This window comes from Variovorax sp. P4_B11 (genome assembly GCF_056402355.1).
Genome location: NZ_JBFUHO010000032.1, coordinates 25,890 through 47,838, shown reverse-complemented (window position 1 = coordinate 47,838; position 21,949 = coordinate 25,890). Strand labels below are relative to the sequence as shown.

Genomic DNA, 21,949 nt, shown 5'->3' with positions numbered 1-21,949 from the left:
GCGACATTGATGCAAGTCAAACTTCGGCGCGGTCTCCTTCTGGACAATAGATTCATTTAATATGCACCTTTAAACAGGCAACGGAAGCGACCATGACCCAGACCTCCAACGGCGGCAAGATCGACGTCCGCGGCACTTCAAGGAGAACACCCATGAAATCCACCGGAAGGCTGTGGCGCTGGCTCGGTCTCATCTTCGTCCTGTCGTTCGGGGCGCTTGGCTACCTCGGATGGCAAATCTATCTGACGGCACCGCCCATCCCCATGGCCGTCACCACCGTCGACGGAGAAGTGCTCTTCACCGGCGAGCAGATTCAATACGGCCAGCAGGCCTGGATGTCTGCCGGTGGCCAGCAACTGGGCACGGTCTGGGGCCATGGCAGCTACGTGGCACCGGACTGGTCGGCCGATTGGCTGCACCGCGAAGCAACGGCGTTGCTGGACATCCGCAACGCCGAGCAGAGCAAGGCGACGCCCGTGCTGACGGACGCCGACAAGGCAACCGTCGCTGTCCGTGTGCGCGACGAGATGCGTCGCAACACGTACGACGACTCTACCCGCGTGGTCAAGGTCAGCAACGAGCGCGCGAAGGCCGTCCGCGAGGTTGCGAGACACTTCGACGACCTCTTCGGCACCGAGCCGTCGCTCGCCAAGCTGCGCGACCAGTACGCGATGACCGACGGCACGCTGCCCGAGAAGGCCGACCGTCAGGCGCTGACCGCGTTCTTCTTCTGGACTTCCTGGGCGGCTGCCACCAACCGCCCGGGAGAAACCGAGCTCTCGTACACCAGCAACTGGCCGCACGAGCCGCTCGTGGGCAACACGCTGTCGACGTCGGCCGCAATGTGGTCGATGGTCAGCATCATCCTGCTCCTGGCCGGCATCGCCGCGATGCTGTGGCTGCACCGGGGCGAGGCCCCTGAAAACGATGCCAGGGTGCCTGCGGCCGACCCGCTGCTGGGCGCCAAGGCCACACCATCGATGAAGGCGACGCGCAAGTACTTCTTCACCGTCATCGGTCTCATGCTGCTGCAAATCGGCATGGGTGCCGTCACCGCGCACTACGCGGTCGAGGGGCAGTCGTTCTTCGGCCTGCCGCTGGCTCACATCCTGCCGTACACCATCAGCCGCACCATCCATACGCAGATCGGCGTGTTCTGGATTGCGACGGCGTGGCTGGCCACTGGCCTGTACGTGGCCCCGTTGCTGTCCGGGCGCGAGCCGAAGTTCCAGAAGCTCGGCGTCGACGCGCTGTTTTACGCGCTGCTCGTCGTGGTTCTGGGCTCGACCCTCACCGGCTGGCTCGGCACCCTGCAGCACCGCGGCGTCGACTTCAGCTTCTGGCTGGGCAACCAGGGCCTCGAGTTCACGAGCATGGGCCGCGTCTGGCAGATTCTGTTGTTCGTCGGCCTGCTGTTCTGGGTCTTCCTGCTCGGGCGGGCGCTGTGGCCGGCACTGAAGAAGCCTTCGGAGATCCGTGGCCTCATCGTCATGGTGTTCCTGTCGGCGACCTGCATCGGCGGCTTCTACGCCACGTCCTTGACGTGGGGACAGCACACGCACTACTCGATGATCGAGTACTGGCGCTGGTGGCTCGTGCACCTGTGGGTCGAAGGCTTCTTCGAAGTGTTCGCCACCGCGGTCGTCGCGCTCATCTTCACGAAACTGGGCCTGGTCCGGGCGGCTTCGGCCAACCGCGCCATCATCGCCGAGACCATCGTGTTCCTGTTCGGGGGCATCCTGGGTACGCTGCACCACCTGTACTGGACCGGTACACCGACCTCGGTCATCGCTGTCGGCTCGGTGTTCTCGGCGCTCGAGGTCGTGCCGCTGACGCTGATCGGCCTGGAAGCGCTCCAGACCTACCGCAGGGCGAAGAACGTCGCTTGGCTGGGTGCCTACAAGTGGGTCATCATGTCCTTCGTCGCCGTGGGCTTCTGGAACACGGTCGGCGCCGGCCTGCTGGGCTTTGCAATCAACCCGCCGGCTTCGCTGTACTACGTCCAGGGCCTGAACATGACTGCGGCTCACGGCCACGCAGCCCTGTTCGGCGTCTACGGGATGCTGGGCATCGGCCTGATGCTGTTCTGCCTGCGCGGCCTTTACGACCGGGCGCTCCATGCCGACAAGTTCCTGAAGCCTGCCTTCTGGAGCCTGAACATCGGCCTGGCGATGATGGTGTTCCTGTCGCTGTTGCCCGCCGGCATCTACCAGGCCTGGGCCAGCATCTCCAAGGGTCTGTGGTTCGCCCGCTCGGCGGCAATCATCCACTCGCCGGTGATGGAGACGCTCGTGTGGCTGCGTGTGCCCGGCGACATCGTGTTCGCCGCCGGTAGCGTGTTTCTCGCCCTCTATGCATGGCGCCTGCTGAAGCCTGCGGCTTCTGTCAAGGTGCCTGCGGGAGCCATGCCCGCCGCGGCCAAGCCATGAACGAAGAACCGACCCCGGGCGCCGATGCGCCGTATCCCTATTCCGGACCTCCCGAGCTGAGAGCGCCCATCGAGGCGGCTTTGCGGCAAGTGGTCGACCCGGAGGTCGCCCTGACCATCGTGGATGTCGGCCTGGTCTATGGCGTCGCGGTGACGGCCAAGCAGGTGCACGTCCTGATGACGATGACCTCGGCGGCATGTCCAGTCACGGATGTCATCCTGACCGACGTCGAAAATGAGCTGGATCGCGTGGTGCCTCCAGACTTCAAGATTCTGGTCGAGCTCGTTTGGGAACCGCCCTGGAACACCGACCGCATGAGCTTGCGGGCGAAGGCCTTCATGGGCTGGTAAGCCCATCCAGCTGGCCATGCGCAATCCATCGGACGTTCGAACGCCAGTGTGGGTGCTGGGTCTGCGCGTGGTGTTCCTGCTTGGCGTGGCGGCGTCGCTGGTGACGAGCATCATCGGCGGTCTGCTGCGCGCCGGCGTTGCCGTGCCGGTCCCCGGCGACAGTGCATGGCCAGGGCAAGCAGTTCTTGCACACGCATTCCTGATGGTTTGCGGTTTCATGGGAACAGTCATCGGGATCGAACGGGCAGTTGCCGTCAAGGAGCGCTTCGCGTTCGTCGCGCCGGGCGCCTCCGCATTGGCCGGACTCGCCATGCTGGCCGGCCTGCCCAGTTCGGCTGCCTGGCTTGCCGTTGTCGCGGCCATCGTGTTCGTTGTCGTGAATGTCGTTGTCGTCGAACGCCAACGCGGACCGCACACGGCGCTTTTGCTGACCGGCGCAGTCGCCTGGTTGGTGGGCAATCTGCTCCAGGCACTCGGCAGCCAGTCGGCCGCGGTCATCCCCTGGTGGTTCTCGTTCCTTGTGCTGACAGTTGCGGCCGAACGGCTCGAGATGACTCGCCTCATGCGTCGCCGCCGCGGTGCCGCGCCGGCGCTCCACGCCTGCCTTGGCGTCATGTTGCTCGGTGCGGCGACCTTCCCGCTGTCGCCAGTCTGGGGTGGCGTCGCGTACGGGCTGTCGCTCCTATGCCTTGCCCTTTGGTTGATTGCCTTCGACATTGCCCGTCGTACCGTCGCAGCCCATGGATTGAGCCGCTACATGGCTGTCTGCTTGCTGCTGGGCTACGTGTGGCTGGGCGTTGCCGGTGCCGCTTGGGTCGCGACATCGTTCGGACTGCCGGTCAGGGATGTGGCGCTTCACGCGCTCGGGCTTGGTTTCATCTTCTCGATGATGCTGGGGCATGCGCCCGTCATCCTGCCCGCGCTGGCTCGCGTCAAGCTTCTCTTCGGCTGGTTCTTCTACATCCCCCTGTTCTTTCTTCACGCGTCGCTTGCCGTTCGACTCTGTCTCGGGCCGGTGGCCTTCAGCATGCTGAGCTGGGGCGCCGCCGGCAACGCAGGGGCCATCGCGCTGTTCGCACTCACGATGGTGGGCTCGGCGCGTGCCTGGCGCATGAAGCACCCATCCAAGAAATAGAATGCAGTCCCTGCAGTCATCGAAGAGCCCCGGTGCCGCAGCCGCGACGCTTCGCGCTGTGGGCGCTTGGGAGAAGGCGCCCGTCGCTCCCGCAGTCAGCCTTATTACACTGGTACGGATGAACCGCCCCCCTCCATCGCACCACGGGCGAGACCTCCTCACTTCCTATTTCTGGCGTGGCGATGCCCTCCGCAGTCGCAGCGTGAGCGATGTGGTGCTGTCCGGCACGGTCGACGTGCCCGTGCCCCCCGCACGCCTGATCGCGGATTGGGACAGGGAGATATCGTCGCGCCTGGTCCTGGAACCTGGAGACGTCGAGGCCTTGCCGTTGGCACGGGCGCGAGCGCGCTGGCCGGACTACCGGCACTGCGTGCAGGCGGTGTCCGACTGGACGCGCGAGCTCGGCCTGCATGAGGTGCTTGCCTCCTCCGATGTCGCCCTCATGGCCTGCCGCGGCGCGCGGTACCACCACGACGGTGCGCAATACGGCGGTGCGGCGTTCTGCAATCTCTTCCTGAGCGAGGACAGGGGCCTGGATTTGCATTTTCCGTCCACGGATCAGCGAATCCCGCTGGCCCGCGGGACGGTCGTGATATTCGATACGGGCCAGCCGCACGCCGTCATTCGACACCGCAGCAGCGGCTTCGATGCGGCCGATTTCTCGCCCGGCCAGGATTGCACTCAACTGTTCCTGACCTGGGAGCTTCCCATCGAAGACGCCCATGTCGGGCGCGCACTTCGGGTCGCCTTCGACATCGACCCTTCGACCGCGTCGCAGCTGGACGAAGAGCAAGTCCGGCTGAACGGCGAGCCGGCCATTGTCTGTCCGCAATCCGGCCGCTGGTGCCGGGCCCCAGGCACAGATCAGGACTTCGCCGGCAGCGCGCCGGCGCCCCCCAGCGCCTTCGACACCGCCACCAGGCCCAGTGCCAGGCGGCTCGTGCTCTCGGTGTAGTCGCGCTGCGCCTGCAGCCAGGTGCGCTGGGCATCGAGCTGCACGAGGAAGTCGGTCAGGCCGTGGTCGTAGCGCACCCGGGCCAGCTGCAGTGCGTCGCGGCTGCTGCGCTCGCGCTCGGCCAGCTGCACGTTGCGCAGCCGCTCGGCCGAATAGGCGCTCAATGCATCGTCGATCTCGTGCCAGGCCTTCAGCACGGTCTGCTGGTAGGCGACGGCGGCCTCCTGCTGCTGCAGCTCGCGCAGGGTCACGGTGGCGCGCCGGCGCCCGCCATCGAAGACCGGCAGTTGCAGGCTGGGCCCGACGAACCATTGGCGGCTGCCCCAGTCGCCGAAGGTGCTGGCGTTGACGGACTCGAAGCCGAAGCTGGCGCCGATCGTGATGCGCGGGTAGAGGTCCGCCACGGCGACGCCGATGTTCGCAGTGGCTGCATGCAGCTGCGCCTGGGCGAGCTGGATGTCGGGGCGGCGCAGCGCCAGCTCGGAGGGCAGGCCCAGCGAGAGGTCGGGCAATGCGCGTTCGGCCGCATCGGGCCGGTCCGCAAGCTGCGCCTGCAGCGCGCCGGGCCGCTCGCCGAGCAGCAGCGTGATCTGATTCACGGCCGCCGCCTCCTGTGCCAGCAGCTGGGGCAGGCGGGCGCGCAGATCGGCCGCCTGGGCCCGCTGCCGCGTGACGTCGAGATCGGTCGTGAGGCCGCCGTCGGCGCGCGCCTTGACCAGCTCCAGCGTTTCTTCCGCAGCGGCGATGTCGGCGCGTGCGATGCGGATCTGGCGCTGCACCGCCCGCAGCGCGAAGTAATGGCGCGCCAGCTCGGCCTGCACGCTGAGCTGCACCTGCGCCAGCAGTGCCTGCGAGGCCGCGACGTTGGCGTCGGCGGCCTCGATCGAGCGCCGCACGCGGCCCCACAGGTCGATCTCCCAGGTGGCGTCGAAGCCGGCCTCGTACAGATCGTGCGGATCGCTCAGCGTCTGGATCAGCTGCCTGCGGTTCAGCGGGTTCAGGGCATCGATCAGCCGCGTGGGATCGCCGTCCTCGCTCTGCCGCGCGCGCCGCGCGCCGGCCCGGGCGCCGACCTGCGGAAGCTGATGCGACTGCTCGACCCGCAGTTGCGTGCGGCTCTGCGCGAAGCGCAGTGCCGCGGTCTGCAGGTCGGGGCTGGCGGCCAGCGCCTGCGCCTCCAGCGCGTCGAGCACCGGGTCGCCGAACACGCTCCAGTCGGCCGGCGCCGCTGCGCTTGAACGCTCGCGTTCCTGCGGCGGGATCAGCGCCGGCGAGCCGCCGTGCCAGTCCGAGAAGCTCGCCGGCGCCGCCGGCGTTTCGGGCTTGAAGTCGGGTCCCACCGCGCAGCCGGCCAGCGCCAGCGCGGCCAGCCAGGCCAGGCGATGCAGGGGGCGAAGGGTGGATTTCATGTCGGTGTCCTTTCCAGTCAGTTGAGGACGGAGCAAAAACTGCTGCGCAGTTTGTGGGTCTGATCCGCAAGTTTTCACGAGAGCCGATGACGGAACAGCCAGGCGGCCAGCGGCAGCGTGATGGCCGCGATGATGAAGAGCGGAATGAGGTTGTGCCAGACCGTGAGCAGCCCCACGCCTTCGAGGTACACACGCTGCACCAGGTCGATCGCAAAGCGCAGCGGGTTGGCCAGCGTCGCGATCTGCAGCACGCGCGGCATGTTGCTCACCGGCGTGGTCAGGCCCGACAGCAGCATCATCGGCATGATCAGCACGAAGGTGTAGAGCATGGCCTGCTGCATGTTGGCCGACACCGCCGAGATCGACAGCCCGACGCCGACGCTCGCGATGGTGAAGAACGACAGCCCGATATAGAGCGTGACGAAGGAGCCCGCCATCGGCACCCGGAACCACAGCAGCGTGATGAGCAGCACGAGGGTGGACTGCACGAGCCCGATCATCACCGGCGGAATGGCCTTGCCGATCATGATCTCGGTGGGGGACAGCGGCGTGACGAGCAACTGATCGAAGGTGCCTTGCTCGCGCTCGCGCGCCACGGAGAGTGCGGTCAGCAGCAGGGTCTGGATCATGCTGAGCGCGGCGATCATGCCGGGCATGAAGTTCCAGCGGGTTTCGAGGTTGGGGTTGAACCAGGCGCGCGATTCGATCGCGACCGGCGCCTGGCGCCCGCCGTGCCGCCGGCGCCATTCGTCGTTGAAGCTGGCCACGACCGAAGCGACGAAGCCCGCCGCCGAGCCCGCGGTGTTGGAGTTGCGCGCATCGATGACGACCTGGATCGGCGCGGCCTCGCCCGCGTTGAGCTGCTGCGCGAACCGCGGTCCGATCTGAATCACGACCAGCGCATCCTGCGCGTTGACGATGGGCGCGATCTGGTCGGGCGATGTGAGCGTCGCCGCGCGGCGGAAGACGCCGGTGCCGTCGAGCCTGGCGATCAGCGCGGTCGAGGCGCCGCTGTGGCTCTGGTCGAGCAGCGCGTAGTCGACGCGGCTCAGGTCGTAGGTGGCGGCATAGCCGAACAGCAGGCTCTGCATCAGCGCCGGCACGACCAGGATGACGCGGCTGGACGGGTCCTTGAGGATCGCCAGCAGCTCCTTGCGGCAGAGGTGGGCGACGCGCCGCACGAAGTCGATGAATGAACCGTTCATGATCCTCAATCCAGCTTCTTGCGCGTGACGAAGCGTGCGACGCCGAGCAGCACCACCGCGTAGGCGATCAGGATCGCGCAGTTCCTGAAGATCAGCGACCACACGTTGCCCGCGAGGAACAGCGTACGGACCAGCTCCATGAAGTAGGTCGCCGGCAGCGCGTGGCCCACGATCCGGATGACGGTCGGCACGTTGCGCAGGTCGAAGAGAAAGCCCGACAGCATCAGCGACGGCAGGAAGCTCGAGATCAGCGCCACCTGGCTGGCGAGGAACTGGTTGCGCGTGACGGAGGAAATGACCAGGCCGACGGCCACCGCGACCAGCTGATAGAGCATCGCGCTGACGACGATCGCGATCAGCGAACCGTGCATCGGCACCTCGAACAGGAAGCGCGCGGCGACCAGGCACAGCAGCAGGCCGACCATGCCGATGCCGAAGTAGGGAATGATCTTCGCCAGCAGGATTTCCACCGGCCGCACGGGCGTGACGAACAGCGCCTCCAGCGTGCCGCGCTCCCATTCGCGCGCCATCACGAGCGCGGTGAGGAAGGCGCCGACCAGCGTCATGATGAGGACGATCAGCCCCGGCACGAGGTACCAGGTGCTGGTGTTGGCGGCGTTGAACCACAGCCGCTGCTCGATGGTGACGGCGCCGACGCCGGGCGCCGCGACAGCGCCGCGGTCGGCCAGCCGCAGCGCGTTCTGCGCCAGGGCGCCGCTCGCATAGCGCAGCACGATGCCGGCCTTGTTCGCATCGGCGCCGTGCACGATCACCTGGATGCTGGCGTCGCCGGCCGCGAGCCGGCGGGAGAAGTCGCCGGGCACGCGCACGATGCCGTCGACCTTGCGCTGCTGCATCAGCGCCTCGGCTTCATGCATCGAGCCCAGCATGACCGGCGAGATGTACGGCGTGAGCTGGAGCCCGGAGACGGCCTGCACGGCGGTGGGCGAGCTGTCTTCGAGCACGACGGCCATCGGCGCGTTCCTGACGTCGAGCGAGAGCCCATAGCCGAAGATCAGGATCAGGATGATCGGCAGCAGGATGCCGATCGCGAGGCTGCTCGGGTCGCGCACCAGCTGCCGCGTCTCCTTGCGCGTGAGCGCGATCAGCCGTTGCCAGAAGCGGCCGTGGCCGGCGGAAGGCCGGGCGGGCGCGGTCATGGGGAAGCCCTCGCGGCGTCGCGGGCCTGCGTCACGATGTCGATGAAGGCCTCCTCCATGCTGAGCCGGCTGTCCGGCGCGCTGCCCGCCTGCACGCGCACCTGCTGCGGGGTGCCGATGGCCAGCAGCTTGCCGGCGTCCTGGATCACGATGCGGTCGCAATACTCCGCCTCTTCCATGAAGTGCGTGGTGATGATCACCGTCACGCCGGCCTCGGCCAGCGCCGTGATGCGGCGCCAGAATTCGCGCCGCGCCAGCGGATCGGTGCCGCTCGTGGGTTCGTCGAGAAAAAGGATCTCCGGCTCGTGCAGCAGGCCGGTCGCCATCGCGAGGCGCTGCTTGAAGCCGCCGGGCAGCTGGCCGCTGGTCGCATGCGCCTGGCCGAGCAGGTCGAACTGCTGCAGCACCGTCTGCATGCGATCGCGAAGCCGCTGTCCGCGCAGGCCGTAGGCCCCGCCGAAGAACTGGAGGTTCTCGGCGACGGTGAGGTTGCCGTAGAGCGCGAACTTCTGCGAGACGTAGCCGATCCGCCCGCGTGCCTGGGCGCGCGCGGTGCGCAGGTTCATGCCGGCCACCTGCAGGAAGCCGCTGCTGGCTGGAAGCAGCCCGCACAGCATGCGAAAGGTGGTGGTCTTGCCGGCGCCGTTGGGGCCGAGCAAGCCGAAGATCTCTCCACGCCGCACATCGAAGCTGGTGCTCGCGACGGCGGTGAAGTCGCCGAACCGGCGCACCAGGTCCTTCACCTGGATGACGATCTCCTGCGTGCCGGCGGCGGGCGGAGGCGCCCGCGCGGGCGTGTGTACGGTCGACGCGGTTGCGGTCTTTTGCCGTGCACGCAGCAGCACCATGAAGCCGTCCTCCAGGCGTGCGGGCACCGGCTCTGCCGGCGCACCGTCGAGCAGGGCCCCCACGGCGGCGGCATCGGCGTCGGGCCGGCGGATGAAGCGCACTTCACCACCTTGCGGCACGGCATCGATGATCGATGCGGGCGCATCGATCAGGCGGGCCTGCAAGGTGCGCGGCGCCGTGCCGCGAGGCGGTGTCGTCACGAAGCAGAGGCCCTTCGCATGGTCGCGCAGCTGTGCCGGTGCGCCTTGTGCGATCAGCTTGCCGCCGTGCAGCACGAAGACCTGCGCGCAGCGTTCGGCCTCGTCGAGGTAGGCGGTGCTGACGATCACGGACAAGTGCTCCTCGTCGACCAGCTGCCGCACGATCTCCCAGAGCTCGCGCCGCGACAGCGGGTCGACGCCGACCGTGGGCTCGTCGAGCAGCAGCAGTTCGGGCGAGCGCACCAGCGTGCAGGCCAGCCCCAGCTTCTGCTTCATGCCGCCCGAGAGCTTGCCGGCCAGCCGCGAGGTGAAGCGGCCCAGGTCGGTCATGGCCATCAGCCGCGCATAGCGTTGGCGCCGGGTCGCCTTGTCGACGCCATGCAGGTCGGCGTAGAGGTCGAGGTTCTCCTGCACGCTGAGGTCCTCGTAGAGGCCGAAGCGCTGCGGCATGTAGCTGATGCGGTCCTGCACCGCCTGCGGACGGCTCGCCACGTCGATGCCGAGCACCTCGAGATGCCCCTGGTCGGCGTGCATCAGGCCGGCCGCGAGCCGCAGCAGCGTGGTCTTGCCCGAGCCGTCCGGCCCGACCAGCGCCGCCAGCGTGCCGGCCGGAATCTCGAGGGACACATCGTCGAGCGCGAGCGTGCCCTCGGCGGAGCCTTTCGGGGCGAAGCGCTTGTGCAGGCCTCGTCCGACCAGCGCCGGCGCCGAGGAAGACATCAGCGTGCGCTCCCGGGGTCGCCCGCGTCGCCATCGAGCGCCAGCCGAACCGTCACCGGCATGCCGAGCCGCAGCCGGTCGCCGGGGTCGTCGGCCAGTACGCGGATCTCGTAGACCAGGCTGCTGCGCAGCTGCTCGGTCTGCACGGTCTTGGGCGTGAACTCGGCCACCGAGGAGATGTAGCCGACCTTGCCCGCGAGCGGCTCGCCCGGGTGGCTGTCGGTCGAGAGCGTGGCGGCCATGCCGGGCCTGACGCGGCCGAGGTCGGATTCGGCGACATAGGCCCGCACCCACTTGGGATCGGTGATCGCCAGCGTGAACACCGGGCGCTGCGGCGAAGCCATGTCGCCAGGCTCCAGCAGCCGCGCCCGGACCACCGCGTCGATCGGCGCGATGAGCCGGGCTTCCTGCAGCTGGTGGCGGAGCACGGCGAGCGCCGCCGTCGCGACGTCGAGCTGCGCCTGGGCCTGGGCGATGTCTTCCTTGCGCGGACCGGCGACCACCAGCTGCTGAGCCTTGCGGGCGTTGTCGAGCTGGGCCTCGGCCACTTTGCGGCGCGCCTGTGCGGCGTCGAGGTCTTGCTGGCTCACCGCGCGGCCGGCGGTGGTCTGGCGGATCCCCTGCAGCCGCTCGAGCTGCTGGCGGGCCAGCTCGGCATCGGCCTGGGCGGCGGCGACCTGGGCCCGCGACTGCGCCACTTCCTCGGGCCGGCTGCCGGCCTTGAGCCGCTGCAGCGCCTGTGCCTGGCCGGCGATCTGGGCCTCGGCCTGTGCCGCCTGCAGCTGCAGGGCGCGGGTGTCGAGTTCGCCGAGCACCTGGCCGGTCTTCACCCGGTTGCCTTCCTGGACCTCGAGCCTGGCGATGCGATCGTTGCCGTTGAAGGCCAGCGACACCTGGCGCAGGTCGACATTGCCGTAGAGCACCAGCTGGTGCGCATCGGCGGGCTGGCGGTTCAGGTACCAGGCCGCGAAGGCAGCCGCCGCGGCGAGGACGATGGCGCCGGCAAGGAGGGGCTTCTTGTTCATGGGTTGCTCTCGCGCGCCGATGACGGCGCAGGATTGTGCGGGTGAGTGGTGGAATGATATCAAATTGAAATTCAAATTCAAACTATGGCCGGAGGGATATCGGAGGCATTCTCGTGGCGTCGGTGGTTTGCGCTTGCCGGCCGTCCTGGCAGGCCTGCGCGACCCTGGAGAGGGGGGCCTGGCGCTCAGCCTTCCACGGGGGCAGGCACCGGGACGCTCGAGAACGTGCCGTCCAGCATGTCCAGGCTGCAATCCAGCATCGTGGGCGAGACCTCGCGCTCGAGCACGTCGAACATGCCCTCGACGAAATCCATGAGCCGGTCGGAGGCGGCGATCGCGCTGTCGACCTGGCCTTCGGCCACGGCCTCGATGACCGCGACATGGCCGTCCACGGTGTCGTCGAGGTTGACGCCTCGCCCCGTCTGGGTGTGATAGATCCAGCCCAGCCGTCGAAAAATGGTGTGCAGCGGCCGCAGCGTGCTCTCGACGAAGGGCTCGCCGGCGGCGGCAAGAAAGAGCTGATCGATCCGCCGGTCGACCCGATTGAACTGATCCAGATTGATCTGGTCCCGGTGCTCGAGCAGATGGCGTTTCAGGTGGAGCATCTGATTGCGCTGCGATGCGCCCGATCGCTCGGTCGCCAGGCGGATCACGAACCGCTCCATGTCGCGGCGCAGCCGCAGCAGCACCCGGTCACGCGTCAGGTCGACCGGCGCGATCCTGAGGCCGTGCCGCGGCGCAACGACGACCAGCGTGTCGGCGGCCAGCCGGTTGACGGCCTGCAACACCGGCGTGCGTCCGAAGCCGACCAGCTTTTGAAGGTCGTGGGTGGCGAGGAAGCGCCCCGGGCGCAACTCGCAGCAGACCAACAGTTCCTCGATGCGCTCATAGGCCTGATCGGACAGATTCACCGGACTGCGCGGGCGCTGCGCATCCGTTGCCAGGGCGTCGGATGCGACCACGCGCGGTCGGGGGCGGAGAGACGATGCCATGCTGAACCTTCAAATGCAGTGGGACGAGGGCGCCTGGCCGGCGATTGTCACTGAACACACTCAGATATTTGAGTGCCATCTCAGGCATTTTGCTCCGTTATCCAGGGAACGAGTCCTGGTTCATGGCGCGCTCGGCCGAAAAATGTACTAGGGGAAAACCTGCAGAACTTTGGTGAAATATCACGATATTCTTCCGCATCGCTTTCATTTCCGGCGCACAGTTCATGACGCATCCATTGTTCGATCTCTCCGGTCGCACCGCCCTGGTCACCGGCTCGTCGCGCGGTCTGGGCCTCGCCATCGCCGAGGCGCTGGCACAAGCTGGCGCCAGGCTGGTTCTCAACGGCGTGGATCGGGATCGCCTGCAGCGCAGCGCCGATGCACTGCGCGCCAAGGGTCATGACGTCGTCGCGGTGGCGTTCGATGTCACCGACGAAGCGGCGGTCTGCGAGGCCTTCGCCCGGCTCGATGCGGCGGACACCGCGGTCGACATCCTGGTCAACAACGCCGGCATCCAGCTGCGCAAGCCGCTGGTCGACCTGACGCTCGCCGAGTGGGACAGCGTGTTGCGGACCAACCTGACGAGCGCCTTCCTGGTCGGGCGCGAAGCGGCCCGCCGGATGATCGCGCGCAAGCGCGGCGGCAAGATCATCAATATCGGCTCCCTGACGAGCGAGGCGGCGCGCGCCACCGTGGCGCCCTACACCGCAGCCAAGGGCGGCATCAAGATGCTGACCCGCGCCATGGCCGCCGAGTGGGCCGAGCACGGCATCCAGGCCAATGCGATCGGACCCGGCTACATGGCGACCGAGATGAATACCGCGCTGATCGAGAACCCGAGTTTCGATGCCTGGGTCAAGGGGCGCACGCCGGCCCGGCGCTGGGGCCGGCCCGACGAACTGGGCGGCACCGCGGTGTACCTCGCCTCGGCCGCGTCCGACTACGTGAACGGACAGATCGTCTACGTCGACGGCGGCATGTTGGCCGTGCTCTGACACCTCTCACCTCCAGGAGACAAACCATGCAGCAGCTCCGCGCGGCACTGACCGCCTCCCTTCTCGCGCTCGCCGCATCGCATGCCGGATGGGCGGCCGCCGCGGCCGACTATCCGAACCATCCGATCGAAATGGTCGTGCCCTCTTCGGCCGGCGGCGGCACAGACGTCATGGCGCGGCTCTTCGCCGAGACGGCCAAGAAGTACATGGCCCAGCCGATCGTCGTGAGCAACAAGCCCGGGGCGAGCGGCGGCATCGGCATGACGGAAGTGCAGCGTTCGGCGCCCGACGGCTACAAGGTGGGCGTGCTGATCTCCGAGCTGGCGATCATTCCCCATCTCGGGATGACCAAGGTCACGACGAACGACTTCATTGCGCTGGGTCGCCTCAACGGCGACCCGGGCCTGATCGCCGTGCGCACCGAATCGCCGTACCAGTCGATCGACGACCTGCTGGCCGCCGCGCGAAAGGCGCCGGGCAGTGTGACCATGGGCAATGCGGGCAGCGGCACCATCTGGCACCTGGCGGCCGCCGCGGTCGAGGAAAAGACGGGCACGAAGTTCAATCACGTGCCCTACCAGGGCGCGGCGCCCAGCGTGATGGCCCTGGTCGGCGGGCACGTCGACGCGATCGCCGTGAGCCCGGCCGAGATCGGCTCCTTCGTTGCGGCCGGCAAGGTCCGCGTGCTGATCTCGATGGCAGACCGCCGCCTCCCGCCACCCTACGACAAGGTGCCGACCTTCACCGAAAAAGGCACCGACCTGGTGGTCGGTACCTGGCGCGGCCTGGGCGTGCCGCTCGACACGCCGCCCGACGTGGTCCAGACGCTGCGCGAGGTCACGCGCAAGACCGCCGAGGACCCGGCTTTCCGCGATGCGCTCGTGAAGGCCAACCTCCAGCCCGCCTACATGGACGGCGAGCAGTTCAAGGCCTTCATGGCCAGCCAGTCGAGCTACTTCAAGAAGCTGCTGGCCGGTCTCAACATCCAGAAGTGAGAAGGCGCTCGGCATGGCAACCCTCATCACCGACGTCAAGGTCATCCTGACCGCCCCCGAGGGCATCAACCTCGTGGTGGTGAAGATCGATACCAACCAGCCCGGCCTGCACGGCCTCGGCTGCGCCACCTTCGCCTATCGCCACCTGGCGGTGCAGTGCCTGGTCGAGCAGTACCTGCGGCCGCTGCTCATCGGCCGCGATGCCACGGCGATCGAGGAGCTGTGGCAGCTGATGCACCAGAACGCCTACTGGCGCAACGGGCCGATCGAGAACAACGCCATCTCCGGCGTCGACATGGCGCTGTGGGACATCAAGGGCAAGATGGCCGGGATGCCGCTCTACCAGCTGTTCGGCGGCAAGGTCCGCGAGGGTGTGCCGATCTACCGCCATGCCGACGGCCGCGACCTCGGCGAGCTGTGCGACAACATCCTCAAGTACCAGGCGCAGGGCATCACCCACGTGCGCTGCCAGAGCGGCGGCTACGGCGGCGGCGCCTTCGGGGCCGCGCCCGGGAGCGCGCCCGGCGGGGCACCGCTGGGCGTGTACCTCGACAGCCGGAAATACATGCGCGACACGCTCAAGCTGTTCGAAGGCATTCGCGGCAAGCTCGGCTTCGACATCTCGCTGTGCCACGACGTGCACGAGCGCCTGCAGCCGGTCGACGCGATCCGCTTCGCGCGCGACATGGAGCAGTTCGACCTGTTCTTCCTCGAGGACGCGATCCCGCTCGAAGACGGCAAGTGGCTGCGCCAGCTGCGCGGCAAGACCACCATCCCCTTGGCGCAGGGCGAGCTCTTCAACAATCCCTTCGAGTGGAAGTTCCTGATTGCAGAGCGGCTGATCGACTTCATCCGGGTGCACCTGAGCCAGATCGGCGGCATCACGCCGGGCCGCAAGCTGCAGATCTTCGCCGAGCAGTTCGGCGTCCGCACGGCGTGGCACGGGCCTGGCGACATGTCACCGCTCGCGCACGCGGCCAACATCCATATCGACCTCGCGGCGCGCAATTTCGGCGTCCAGGAGTGGTCCGGGACCGAGCCGCCCAACTTCGTGATCCAGGCGCTGAAAGGACCCCGTGAGGCGCTGCTCGACGTGTTCCCGGGCCTGCCGGAGTTCCGGCAGGGCTATGTGTATGCGAACGACAAGCCCGGCCTGGGCGTCGACATCGACGAGGAGGCCGCACGCCGATTTCCCTGCGAGAACAGCGTGACGACCTGGACCCAGACGCGGCGGGTCGACGGCACCCTGCAGACCCCTTGAGACCTGCCCCATGAAGATCACACGCCTCACGACCTACCGCGTTGCACCGCGCTGGATGTTCCTGAAGATCGAGACCGACGAAGGCATCAGCGGCTGGGGCGAGCCGGTGATCGAGGGCCGCGCGCTCACCGTGGAAGCCGCGGTACGCGAATTCGGCGAGACCCTGATCGGCCGCGATCCCGCGCGCATCAACGACCTGTGGCAGACCATGTACCGCGGCAACTTCTACCGCGGCGGACCGATCCTCATGAGCGCGATCGCCGGCATCGACCAGGCGCTGTGGGACATCAAGGGCAAGGCGCTCGGCGTGCCGGTCTACGATCTTCTCGGCGGCAAGGTGCGCGACCGCATGAAGGTCTACAGCTGGGTCGGCGGCGACCGGCCGGCGCAGATCGTCGAGGACATGGAGCGCCTGCTCGAAGGCGGCATCGACACCTTCAAGCTCAACGGCTGCGAGGAGATGGCGCTGCTCGACACGCCACGCGCCATCGACGCCGCGGTGGCCAAGGTGGCCGGCGTGCACGAGGCGCTCGGCACCCGCGTGAGCTTCGGCCTCGACTTCCACGGCCGCGTGTCGGCGCCGATGGCCAAGCCGCTGCTGCGCGCACTCGAGCCCTTCCGGCCGTTGTTCGTCGAGGAGCCGGTGCTGGCCGAGCAGGCCGAGCACTACGCGCGGCTGGCCGCGAGCACCTCGATCCCGCTGGCCGCGGGCGAGCGCATGTACTCGCGCTTCGAGTTCAAGCGGGTGCTCGAGGCGGGCGGCATCTCGATCCTGCAGCCCGACCTGTCGCACGCCGGCGGCATCACCGAATGCCACAAGATCGCATCGATGGCCGAGGCCTACGACGTCGGCTTCGCGCCGCACTGCCCGCTCGGGCCGGTGGCATTGGCCGCCTGCCTGCAGGTCGATTTCGTCGCCTACAACGCGGTGCTGCAGGAGCAGAGCATGGGCATCCACTACAACCGCGGCGCCGAGCTGCTGGACTACGTGCTCAACAAGGACGACTTCCGCATCGACGCCGGCTACATCCATGCGCTGCCCAAGCCCGGCCTCGGCGTCGAGGTCGACGAAGAGCGCGTGATCCACATGAGCCGCAACCCGCCCGACTGGCACAACCCGGTGTGGCGGCATGCGGACGGCAGCGTGGCCGAGTGGTAGCCGCTTCGGCGCCCCACAGACATCGAATCACCCCAAGACGGAGACATCCCATGAACACCCAGCACACGTCCCTTCGCACATCGCTTCGCGGCAGCCGGCGCATCGCCCTGGTGGCCCTGGCCGCCCTCGCCGTGGCCTCCGGCTGCGCCGTCGCCGAGGTCAAGGCCAAGCTCGGGCAGGCCATGCCCGACAGCCACCCGCAGTCGGTGGCGATGAAGAAGTTCGCCGAACTGGCGAACACCTACACCAAGGGCAACGTCAAGATCCAGACCTACTCGAGCGGCGTGCTCGGCAGCGACGAGAAGGAACTGCAGGCGGTGCAGGCCGGCACCCAGGAGTTCTACATCGGCACCCTGGCGCCGCTGTCCACCCGCGTGAAGGAAGTGCAGATCTGGGACCTGCCCTTCATGTTCCAGAACGAGCGCGAGGTCTATGCGCTGCTCGACGGCCCGTCGTCGAAGAAGATCTTCGAGAAGATCGAGCCCTCGGGCCTGGTCGGCCTGACCTGGACCGGCATGGGCTTTCGCAATCTCTCCAACAGCAAGCACAGCGTCACCAAGCTGGAGGACGTGAGCGGTCTCAAGGTCCGCGTCATGGCCAACCCGGTGGCGCTCGACACCTGGAAGACGATCGGCGCCAACGCGGTGCCGATGGCTTTCGCCGAAGTATTCCCGGCGCTCGAGATCAAGGCGCTCGACGGCCAGGAGAACCCGCTGCTGCACATGTACGCGAACAAGATGCAGGAAGTGCAGAAGTACATCTCCGTCACCAACCACGTCTACACCCCGTCGGCGCTGGTGGTGTCCAGGAAGTTCTGGGACACCCTCACTCCCGCCGACAAGGCCGGCATCCAGCAGGCCGCCGTCGAGGCCGGCCTCTACCAGCGCAAGCTGCTCGACGAGGGCAACGCCGACGTGATCGCCAAGTTCAAGGCCGACGGCGTCACGGTCAACACCATGAGCCCGGCCGAGCTGGCGCGCATCCAGGACAAGGTCAAGCCCGTGGTGACCAAGTTCTCGCCCCTCATCGGCGACGACTTCGTGAAGGGCTTCTACGACGAGATCGCCAAGGTGCGTTCGGCCGGCAAGTGAGCCGGCAAGGTGGCGGGCGGCCCGGGCGAGGCCGGCCGCCGCCGCCGATTCGTTCAACCTGGAGGCCGTTGTGGCAACAATGTTCAAGCGTCTGGCCGACGCGCTCACGCGCGCGCTCGAAATCGTGATGGTCGCCTGCATGGTGGTCATGCTGGTGATGGTGTTCGGCAACGTGTTGCTGCGGCTGTTCTTCAACACCGGCATCGACCTGTCGGAAGAAATACCGCGCTACGCCTTTGTCTGGATGACCTTCCTCGGCGCCATCGTCGGCATGCGCCGGCGCGCGCACCTGGGGGTCGACATGCTGGTGCAGGCGCTGCCTGCGCTCGGACGACGGGTCTGCTGGGGCATCAGCCAGGCGATCATGCTGGTGTGCTGCGTCTACATCGTCTACGGCACCTGGCTGCAGCACGACATCCTGGCCGGCACCTCGTCGCCGGTGGCGCAGCTCAGCACGCTGTGGGTGTTCGGCGTGAGCTACCTCACGGGCGGCGCGATCGGCCTCATCTGCCTGGTGAACCTGCTGCGCCTGGTCGCCGGCAAGGTCGGCGACGACGAACTGATCGACGTCCATGAGGAGGGGATGGCCGAGGCCCTCGAGGCCGAGCACGAGATGGAACAGCAACAAGCACGCGGAGGCGCCCGGCCATGACCATCTTCGTCTTCATCTCCTCGCTGCTCGGCCTCATGGCGCTGGGCATGCCGGTGGCCTTCGCGCTGATCGGCTGCGGCCTCAGCATGATGTTCTACCTGGGTGTCACCGACCCGCAGATCGTGGTCCAGAACATGTGGGACGGCGCCAACAGCTTCCCGCTGCTGGCGGTGCCCTTCTTCATGCTGGCCGGCGAGTTCATGAACGCGGGCGGCATGACACGGCGGATCATCATGATGGCCATGTCCTGGGTGGGGCACATCCGGGGCGGCCTCGGCTACGTGGCGGTGGTCGCCGCGGTCATCATGGCTTCGCTCTCGGGTTCGGCGGTGGCCGACACGGCGGCGCTGGCCTCGGTGCTGATCCCCATGATGCGCAACGCCGGCTACGACGTGAACCGCTCCTGCGGACTGATCGCCTGCGGCGGCATCATCGCGCCGGTGATCCCGCCGTCGATCGGCATGATCCTCTTCGGCGTGACCGGCGGGGTCTCGATCACCAAGCTGTTCATCGCCGGCATCGTGCCGGGCGTGCTGATGGGCCTGGCGATCATGCTGGCCTGGCGCTGGTCGATCGGCCGCGACAAGGTCAAGGTCGAGCCGAAGCGAACGATGGCCGAGCGCAGGCTCGCGACCCGCGAGGCGCTGTGGGCGTTGGTGCTGCCGGTGGTCATCGTCGGCGGCCTCAAGATCGGCATCTTCACGCCCACGGAGGCCGCGGTGATCGCGGCGGTCTATTCGCTCTTCGTCGGGCTGGTGGTGTACCGCGAGATCAAGCCTTCGGATCTCTTTCGCCTCTTCTACCGCGCGGCCGAGACCACCGCGGTGATCATGTTCCTGGTGTCGGCCGCGGGCGTGTCGGCCTGGCTCATCACGACCGCGGACATCCCGCAGCAGCTGGCCGCGCTGGTCGAGCCGCTGATGGGCAACAAGATGCTGCTGACCTTTGCGCTGATGATGCTGGTCCTCGTGGTCGGCACCGCGCTGGACTTCACGCCGACGGTGCTGATCATGACGCCGGTGCTGATGCCGGTGCTCAAGCAGGCCGGCATCGATCCCGTGTACTTCGGCGTGCTGTTCATCATGAACAACGCCATCGGGCTGGTCACGCCGCCCGTGGGCACGGTGCTCAACGTGGTCTGCGGCGTCGCCAGGATTCCGATGAGCGGCGCCATCCGCGGCGTGATGCCTTTCATGATCGCGCAGACCCTGGTGATGCTGCTGCTGGTGGTCTTCCCGGAGATCGTGATGTGGCCGCTTCGCATGATGACGCGTTGAATTCAATCCAAGGAGGAAGTGAAATGGAAGCTCTCGTGATCCACGCACCCGGAGACCTGCGCGTCGAGGAAGTGCCGACACCGGCGCTCGGAGCGGGCCAGCTGCTCGTGCGCGTGCGCTGCGGCGGCATCTGCGGCTCGGACCTGCACTACTACCAGCACGGCGGCTTCGGCGCCGTGCGCATCCAGGAGCCGATGGTGCTGGGCCACGAGGTGGCGGGCGTGATCGAGGCCATCGGGAGCGAGGTGACCGGCTTCGCGGCCGGCCAGCGCATTGCCGTCAGTCCGAGCCGGCCCTGCGGGCTGTGCCGCTTCTGCCAGGAGGGCCTGCAGAACCACTGCCTGGACATGCGCTACTACGGCAGCGCGATGCGCACGCCGCATGTGCAGGGGGCGTTTCGCCAGCAGATCGTGGTGGAGCCTCGCCAGGCGCATCTGCTGTCGGATCGGTTGAGCGACGGCGAGGGCGCAATGGCGGAACCGCTGTCGGTCGCGCTGCACGGCGTGCAACGGGCGGGGTCGCTGCTGGGCAAGAAGGTGCTCGTCACGGGATGCGGACCGATCGGCGCTCTCGCCATCATCGCGGCGCGGCGCGCGGGAGCGACCCATATCGTGGCCACCGACGTGGGTGCCCACCCCTTGAGCAAGGCGCTCAAGGTCGGGGCCGACGAGGTGGTCAATGTCGCCGACGATCCGGAAGGGCTGCGTCGTTTCGGCGCAGAAAAAGGTCAGTTCGACGTGCTCTTCGAGGCCAGCGGCAACGAACGCGCGCTGCGCGCTGCCTTCGACGTCCTGTGGCCTCGCGGCATCATCGTGCAGCTCGGGCTGAGCGGTGGCGAAATGAGCCTGCCGATCAACACGATCGTCGCGAAGGAATTCGACCTGCGCGGCGTCTTTCGCTTCCACCAGGAATTCGCCACGGCCGTCGAACTGCTCAACAAGGGCCTGGTGGACGTCAAGCCGCTGATCTCTGCCACCTTGTCGTATCGCGATTCGGCGCGCGCATTCGCGCTGGCCGCGGATCGTTCGCAGGCCATGAAGGTGCTGCTGAACTTCGACTGAACGCCACGCCCCGCGCGACGCGGGCGAGTTCTTCGGCCAGGTCATTGCGCTGCAGCGCCATGGCACGCCGGGCGAGGTCGCGCAGTCGGTGCTCTGCCTCGCATCGACGCCGAGCGGCTTCGTGACCGGGCGCCTGCTCATGCTCAGTTCGCCAGGCGCGCGATCAGCAGGTCGAGCAGCACGTGCAGTCGTTCCTGGCGTCGCATGTCGCGGTGATAGCCCAGCCAGGTGTCGCGGTTCGGTGGCTCGTCGCCGAGATCGACCCGCTCCAGCTGGGCCATCGAATCGCCGAGTGGGCGAGGCAGCACGGCCAGGCCTGCGCCCAGTGCGCACATCCTCGCCTGAACGTCGCGATTGTTGCTTCGTGCAGTCACCGTGGCGTTCGGAAGGATTCCTTTCAGCCAGACCGCATCGGGCGTGGCGCCGAGGGTCATGTCCATCGTGACGAGGGCCGTCCCGGTGCCGTCGCCTGCGCTCGGGTGTCTGGTGCCTGCCCTGATGTAGGCCGCGTAGGGGATGGTCATCAGTCGACGGGACACGACCTCCGCATCGTCGAACGGGTAGACCCGAAATACCAGGTCCGCCTCGCGTCGCTGGAGGCTGTAGGCCCTCGCGCTCGTGATCAGTTCGACCACCACGCCGTGTTGAAGCGCCGCATATTCGGTCAGCACCGGCGTGAGAATGTGCTCGCCGAACCAGTGAGAGGACGAGAGGCGGATCACGCCCTCGAGTTCCGGATCCTTGCCCGAGAGTTCACGCTGGAGTGCGAAAGTCTCCGCCTCGATTCGCTCGGCCCGGGGCAGCACCGAGGCGCCTTCGTCGGTCAGAACGAAGCCATCGTCCGTTCGCTGAAACAGCGGCTGTCCAATGGCCTCCTCGAGCGCACGGAGCCTTCGTCCCACAGTGGGTTGGCTCTGCCCGAGCTTGCGCGCAGCGGCGCCCAGCGAGCCTTCCTTCGCAATGGCCAGAAAGATCCGCAGGTCGCTCCATTCCATGCGCATCGTGCCATTGTGAATGCACTTTCGACGG

Annotated in this window: 19 protein-coding genes; 12 read left to right on the top strand and 7 right to left on the bottom strand. The window is 67.5% G+C overall.

Going from position 1 to position 21,949, the window contains the following annotated elements:
- The first annotated feature begins 152 nt into the window (after nt 1-152).
- The 4 genes from AC1DYD_RS24905 (at nt 153) to AC1DYD_RS24890 (ending at nt 4,869) form a co-directional block, all read left to right on the top strand.
- Nucleotides 153-2,429 carry a nitric-oxide reductase large subunit gene (locus AC1DYD_RS24905; RefSeq protein ID WP_478175476.1) on the top strand — a complete coding sequence of 759 codons (2,277 nt, stop codon included), beginning with the start codon at nt 153-155 and terminating at the stop codon, nt 2,427-2,429.
- Entirely contained in the window at nt 2,426-2,779 is a 354-nt protein-coding gene (locus tag AC1DYD_RS24900) for a metal-sulfur cluster assembly factor (protein ID WP_478175433.1), read from the top strand. Before AC1DYD_RS24905 ends, AC1DYD_RS24900 begins: the two co-directional genes overlap by 4 nt.
- Nucleotides 2,780-2,795: 16 nt before the next feature.
- Nucleotides 2,796-3,914, top strand: a complete 1,119-nt coding sequence (locus AC1DYD_RS24895) for a hypothetical protein (RefSeq protein ID WP_478175432.1) — start codon at nt 2,796-2,798, stop codon at nt 3,912-3,914.
- A 118-nt stretch (nt 3,915-4,032) separates the two neighbouring features.
- Nucleotides 4,033-4,869, top strand: coding sequence for a hypothetical protein (locus AC1DYD_RS24890; RefSeq protein ID WP_478175475.1), 837 nt, complete (start codon nt 4,033-4,035; stop codon nt 4,867-4,869).
- Here the strand turns inward: AC1DYD_RS24890 and AC1DYD_RS24885 are convergent.
- The 6 genes from AC1DYD_RS24885 to AC1DYD_RS24860 form a co-directional block, all read right to left on the bottom strand.
- Nucleotides 4,779-6,278: an efflux transporter outer membrane subunit gene (locus AC1DYD_RS24885; protein WP_478175431.1), complete on the bottom strand. Its 1,500-nt coding sequence runs from the start codon at nt 6,276-6,278 to the stop codon at nt 4,779-4,781. The genes AC1DYD_RS24890 and AC1DYD_RS24885 overlap by 91 nt on opposite strands.
- A 74-nt stretch (nt 6,279-6,352) precedes the next feature.
- A complete protein-coding gene (locus tag AC1DYD_RS24880; RefSeq protein ID WP_478175430.1) occupies nt 6,353-7,483 on the bottom strand; it encodes an ABC transporter permease in 1,131 nt (376 codons plus the stop codon).
- 5 nt (nt 7,484-7,488) lie between these two features.
- Nucleotides 7,489-8,643 carry an ABC transporter permease gene (locus AC1DYD_RS24875; RefSeq protein WP_478175429.1) on the bottom strand — a complete coding sequence of 385 codons (1,155 nt, stop codon included), beginning with the start codon at nt 8,641-8,643 and terminating at the stop codon, nt 7,489-7,491.
- Complete coding sequence (locus AC1DYD_RS24870) at nt 8,640-10,412, bottom strand: ATP-binding cassette domain-containing protein (RefSeq protein ID WP_478175428.1); 1,773 nt, start codon at nt 10,410-10,412, stop codon at nt 8,640-8,642. The genes AC1DYD_RS24875 and AC1DYD_RS24870 overlap by 4 nt, the downstream gene beginning before the upstream one ends.
- On the bottom strand, nt 10,412-11,437 hold the full coding sequence (locus AC1DYD_RS24865; protein ID WP_478175427.1) for an HlyD family secretion protein: 1,026 nt from the start codon (nt 11,435-11,437) through the stop codon (nt 10,412-10,414). Before AC1DYD_RS24865 ends, AC1DYD_RS24870 begins: the two co-directional genes overlap by 1 nt.
- Before the next feature lie 185 nt (nt 11,438-11,622).
- Nucleotides 11,623-12,429: a GntR family transcriptional regulator gene (locus AC1DYD_RS24860; protein WP_478175426.1), complete on the bottom strand. Its 807-nt coding sequence runs from the start codon at nt 12,427-12,429 to the stop codon at nt 11,623-11,625.
- A 224-nt stretch (nt 12,430-12,653) separates the two neighbouring features.
- Here AC1DYD_RS24860 and AC1DYD_RS24855 point away from each other — a divergent pair, with 224 nt between their 5' ends.
- The 8 genes from AC1DYD_RS24855 (at nt 12,654) to AC1DYD_RS24820 (ending at nt 20,920) form a co-directional block, all read left to right on the top strand.
- Nucleotides 12,654-13,424: an SDR family oxidoreductase gene (locus AC1DYD_RS24855; RefSeq protein WP_478175425.1), complete on the top strand. Its 771-nt coding sequence runs from the start codon at nt 12,654-12,656 to the stop codon at nt 13,422-13,424.
- 26 nt (nt 13,425-13,450) lie between these two features.
- Nucleotides 13,451-14,419, top strand: a complete 969-nt coding sequence (locus AC1DYD_RS24850) for a tripartite tricarboxylate transporter substrate binding protein (RefSeq protein WP_478175424.1) — start codon at nt 13,451-13,453, stop codon at nt 14,417-14,419.
- Nucleotides 14,420-14,432: 13 nt separating this feature from the next.
- The gene (locus tag AC1DYD_RS24845; protein WP_478175423.1) at nt 14,433-15,680 is read left to right on the top strand and encodes an enolase C-terminal domain-like protein; all 1,248 of its coding nucleotides are present in this window, start codon (nt 14,433-14,435) and stop codon (nt 15,678-15,680) included.
- A 10-nt stretch (nt 15,681-15,690) separates the two neighbouring features.
- The gene (gene dgoD / locus AC1DYD_RS24840; RefSeq protein WP_478175422.1) at nt 15,691-16,839 is read left to right on the top strand and encodes a galactonate dehydratase; all 1,149 of its coding nucleotides are present in this window, start codon (nt 15,691-15,693) and stop codon (nt 16,837-16,839) included.
- A gap of 50 nt (nt 16,840-16,889) precedes the next feature.
- Nucleotides 16,890-17,930, top strand: coding sequence for a TRAP transporter substrate-binding protein (locus tag AC1DYD_RS24835; RefSeq protein ID WP_478175421.1), 1,041 nt, complete (start codon nt 16,890-16,892; stop codon nt 17,928-17,930).
- 79 nt (nt 17,931-18,009) lie between these two features.
- Entirely contained in the window at nt 18,010-18,582 is a 573-nt protein-coding gene (locus AC1DYD_RS24830; RefSeq protein ID WP_478175474.1) for a TRAP transporter small permease, read from the top strand.
- Complete coding sequence (locus tag AC1DYD_RS24825; protein WP_478175420.1) at nt 18,579-19,859, top strand: TRAP transporter large permease; 1,281 nt, start codon at nt 18,579-18,581, stop codon at nt 19,857-19,859. Before AC1DYD_RS24830 ends, AC1DYD_RS24825 begins: the two co-directional genes overlap by 4 nt.
- A 23-nt stretch (nt 19,860-19,882) precedes the next feature.
- Complete coding sequence (locus AC1DYD_RS24820) at nt 19,883-20,920, top strand: L-idonate 5-dehydrogenase (RefSeq protein ID WP_478175419.1); 1,038 nt, start codon at nt 19,883-19,885, stop codon at nt 20,918-20,920.
- A gap of 143 nt (nt 20,921-21,063) precedes the next feature.
- On the opposite strand, the gene AC1DYD_RS24815 is transcribed toward AC1DYD_RS24820, so the two are convergent.
- The gene (locus tag AC1DYD_RS24815) at nt 21,064-21,915 is read right to left on the bottom strand and encodes a LysR family transcriptional regulator (RefSeq protein WP_478175418.1); all 852 of its coding nucleotides are present in this window, start codon (nt 21,913-21,915) and stop codon (nt 21,064-21,066) included.
- Between the last annotated feature and the right edge of the window lie 34 nt (nt 21,916-21,949).

Coding starts and splice junctions, on each gene's coding strand:
- AC1DYD_RS24880 (WP_478175430.1), bottom strand. CDS start 7,483: ATGAACGGTTCATTCATCGACTTCGTGCGGCGCGTCGCCCACCTCTGC.
- AC1DYD_RS24830 (WP_478175474.1), top strand. CDS start 18,010: ATGTTCAAGCGTCTGGCCGACGCGCTCACGCGCGCGCTCGAAATCGTG.
- AC1DYD_RS24875 (WP_478175429.1), bottom strand. CDS start 8,643: ATGACCGCGCCCGCCCGGCCTTCCGCCGGCCACGGCCGCTTCTGGCAA.
- AC1DYD_RS24860 (WP_478175426.1), bottom strand. CDS start 12,429: ATGGCATCGTCTCTCCGCCCCCGACCGCGCGTGGTCGCATCCGACGCC.
- dgoD (WP_478175422.1), top strand. CDS start 15,691: ATGAAGATCACACGCCTCACGACCTACCGCGTTGCACCGCGCTGGATG.
- AC1DYD_RS24850 (WP_478175424.1), top strand. CDS start 13,451: ATGCAGCAGCTCCGCGCGGCACTGACCGCCTCCCTTCTCGCGCTCGCC.
- AC1DYD_RS24900 (WP_478175433.1), top strand. CDS start 2,426: ATGAACGAAGAACCGACCCCGGGCGCCGATGCGCCGTATCCCTATTCC.
- AC1DYD_RS24890 (WP_478175475.1), top strand. CDS start 4,033: ATGAACCGCCCCCCTCCATCGCACCACGGGCGAGACCTCCTCACTTCC.
- AC1DYD_RS24825 (WP_478175420.1), top strand. CDS start 18,579: ATGACCATCTTCGTCTTCATCTCCTCGCTGCTCGGCCTCATGGCGCTG.
- AC1DYD_RS24845 (WP_478175423.1), top strand. CDS start 14,433: ATGGCAACCCTCATCACCGACGTCAAGGTCATCCTGACCGCCCCCGAG.
- AC1DYD_RS24895 (WP_478175432.1), top strand. CDS start 2,796: ATGCGCAATCCATCGGACGTTCGAACGCCAGTGTGGGTGCTGGGTCTG.
- AC1DYD_RS24815 (WP_478175418.1), bottom strand. CDS start 21,915: ATGGAATGGAGCGACCTGCGGATCTTTCTGGCCATTGCGAAGGAAGGC.
- AC1DYD_RS24905 (WP_478175476.1), top strand. CDS start 153: ATGAAATCCACCGGAAGGCTGTGGCGCTGGCTCGGTCTCATCTTCGTC.
- AC1DYD_RS24885 (WP_478175431.1), bottom strand. CDS start 6,278: ATGAAATCCACCCTTCGCCCCCTGCATCGCCTGGCCTGGCTGGCCGCG.
- AC1DYD_RS24835 (WP_478175421.1), top strand. CDS start 16,890: ATGAACACCCAGCACACGTCCCTTCGCACATCGCTTCGCGGCAGCCGG.
- AC1DYD_RS24855 (WP_478175425.1), top strand. CDS start 12,654: ATGACGCATCCATTGTTCGATCTCTCCGGTCGCACCGCCCTGGTCACC.
- AC1DYD_RS24865 (WP_478175427.1), bottom strand. CDS start 11,437: ATGAACAAGAAGCCCCTCCTTGCCGGCGCCATCGTCCTCGCCGCGGCG.
- AC1DYD_RS24820 (WP_478175419.1), top strand. CDS start 19,883: ATGGAAGCTCTCGTGATCCACGCACCCGGAGACCTGCGCGTCGAGGAA.
- AC1DYD_RS24870 (WP_478175428.1), bottom strand. CDS start 10,412: ATGTCTTCCTCGGCGCCGGCGCTGGTCGGACGAGGCCTGCACAAGCGC.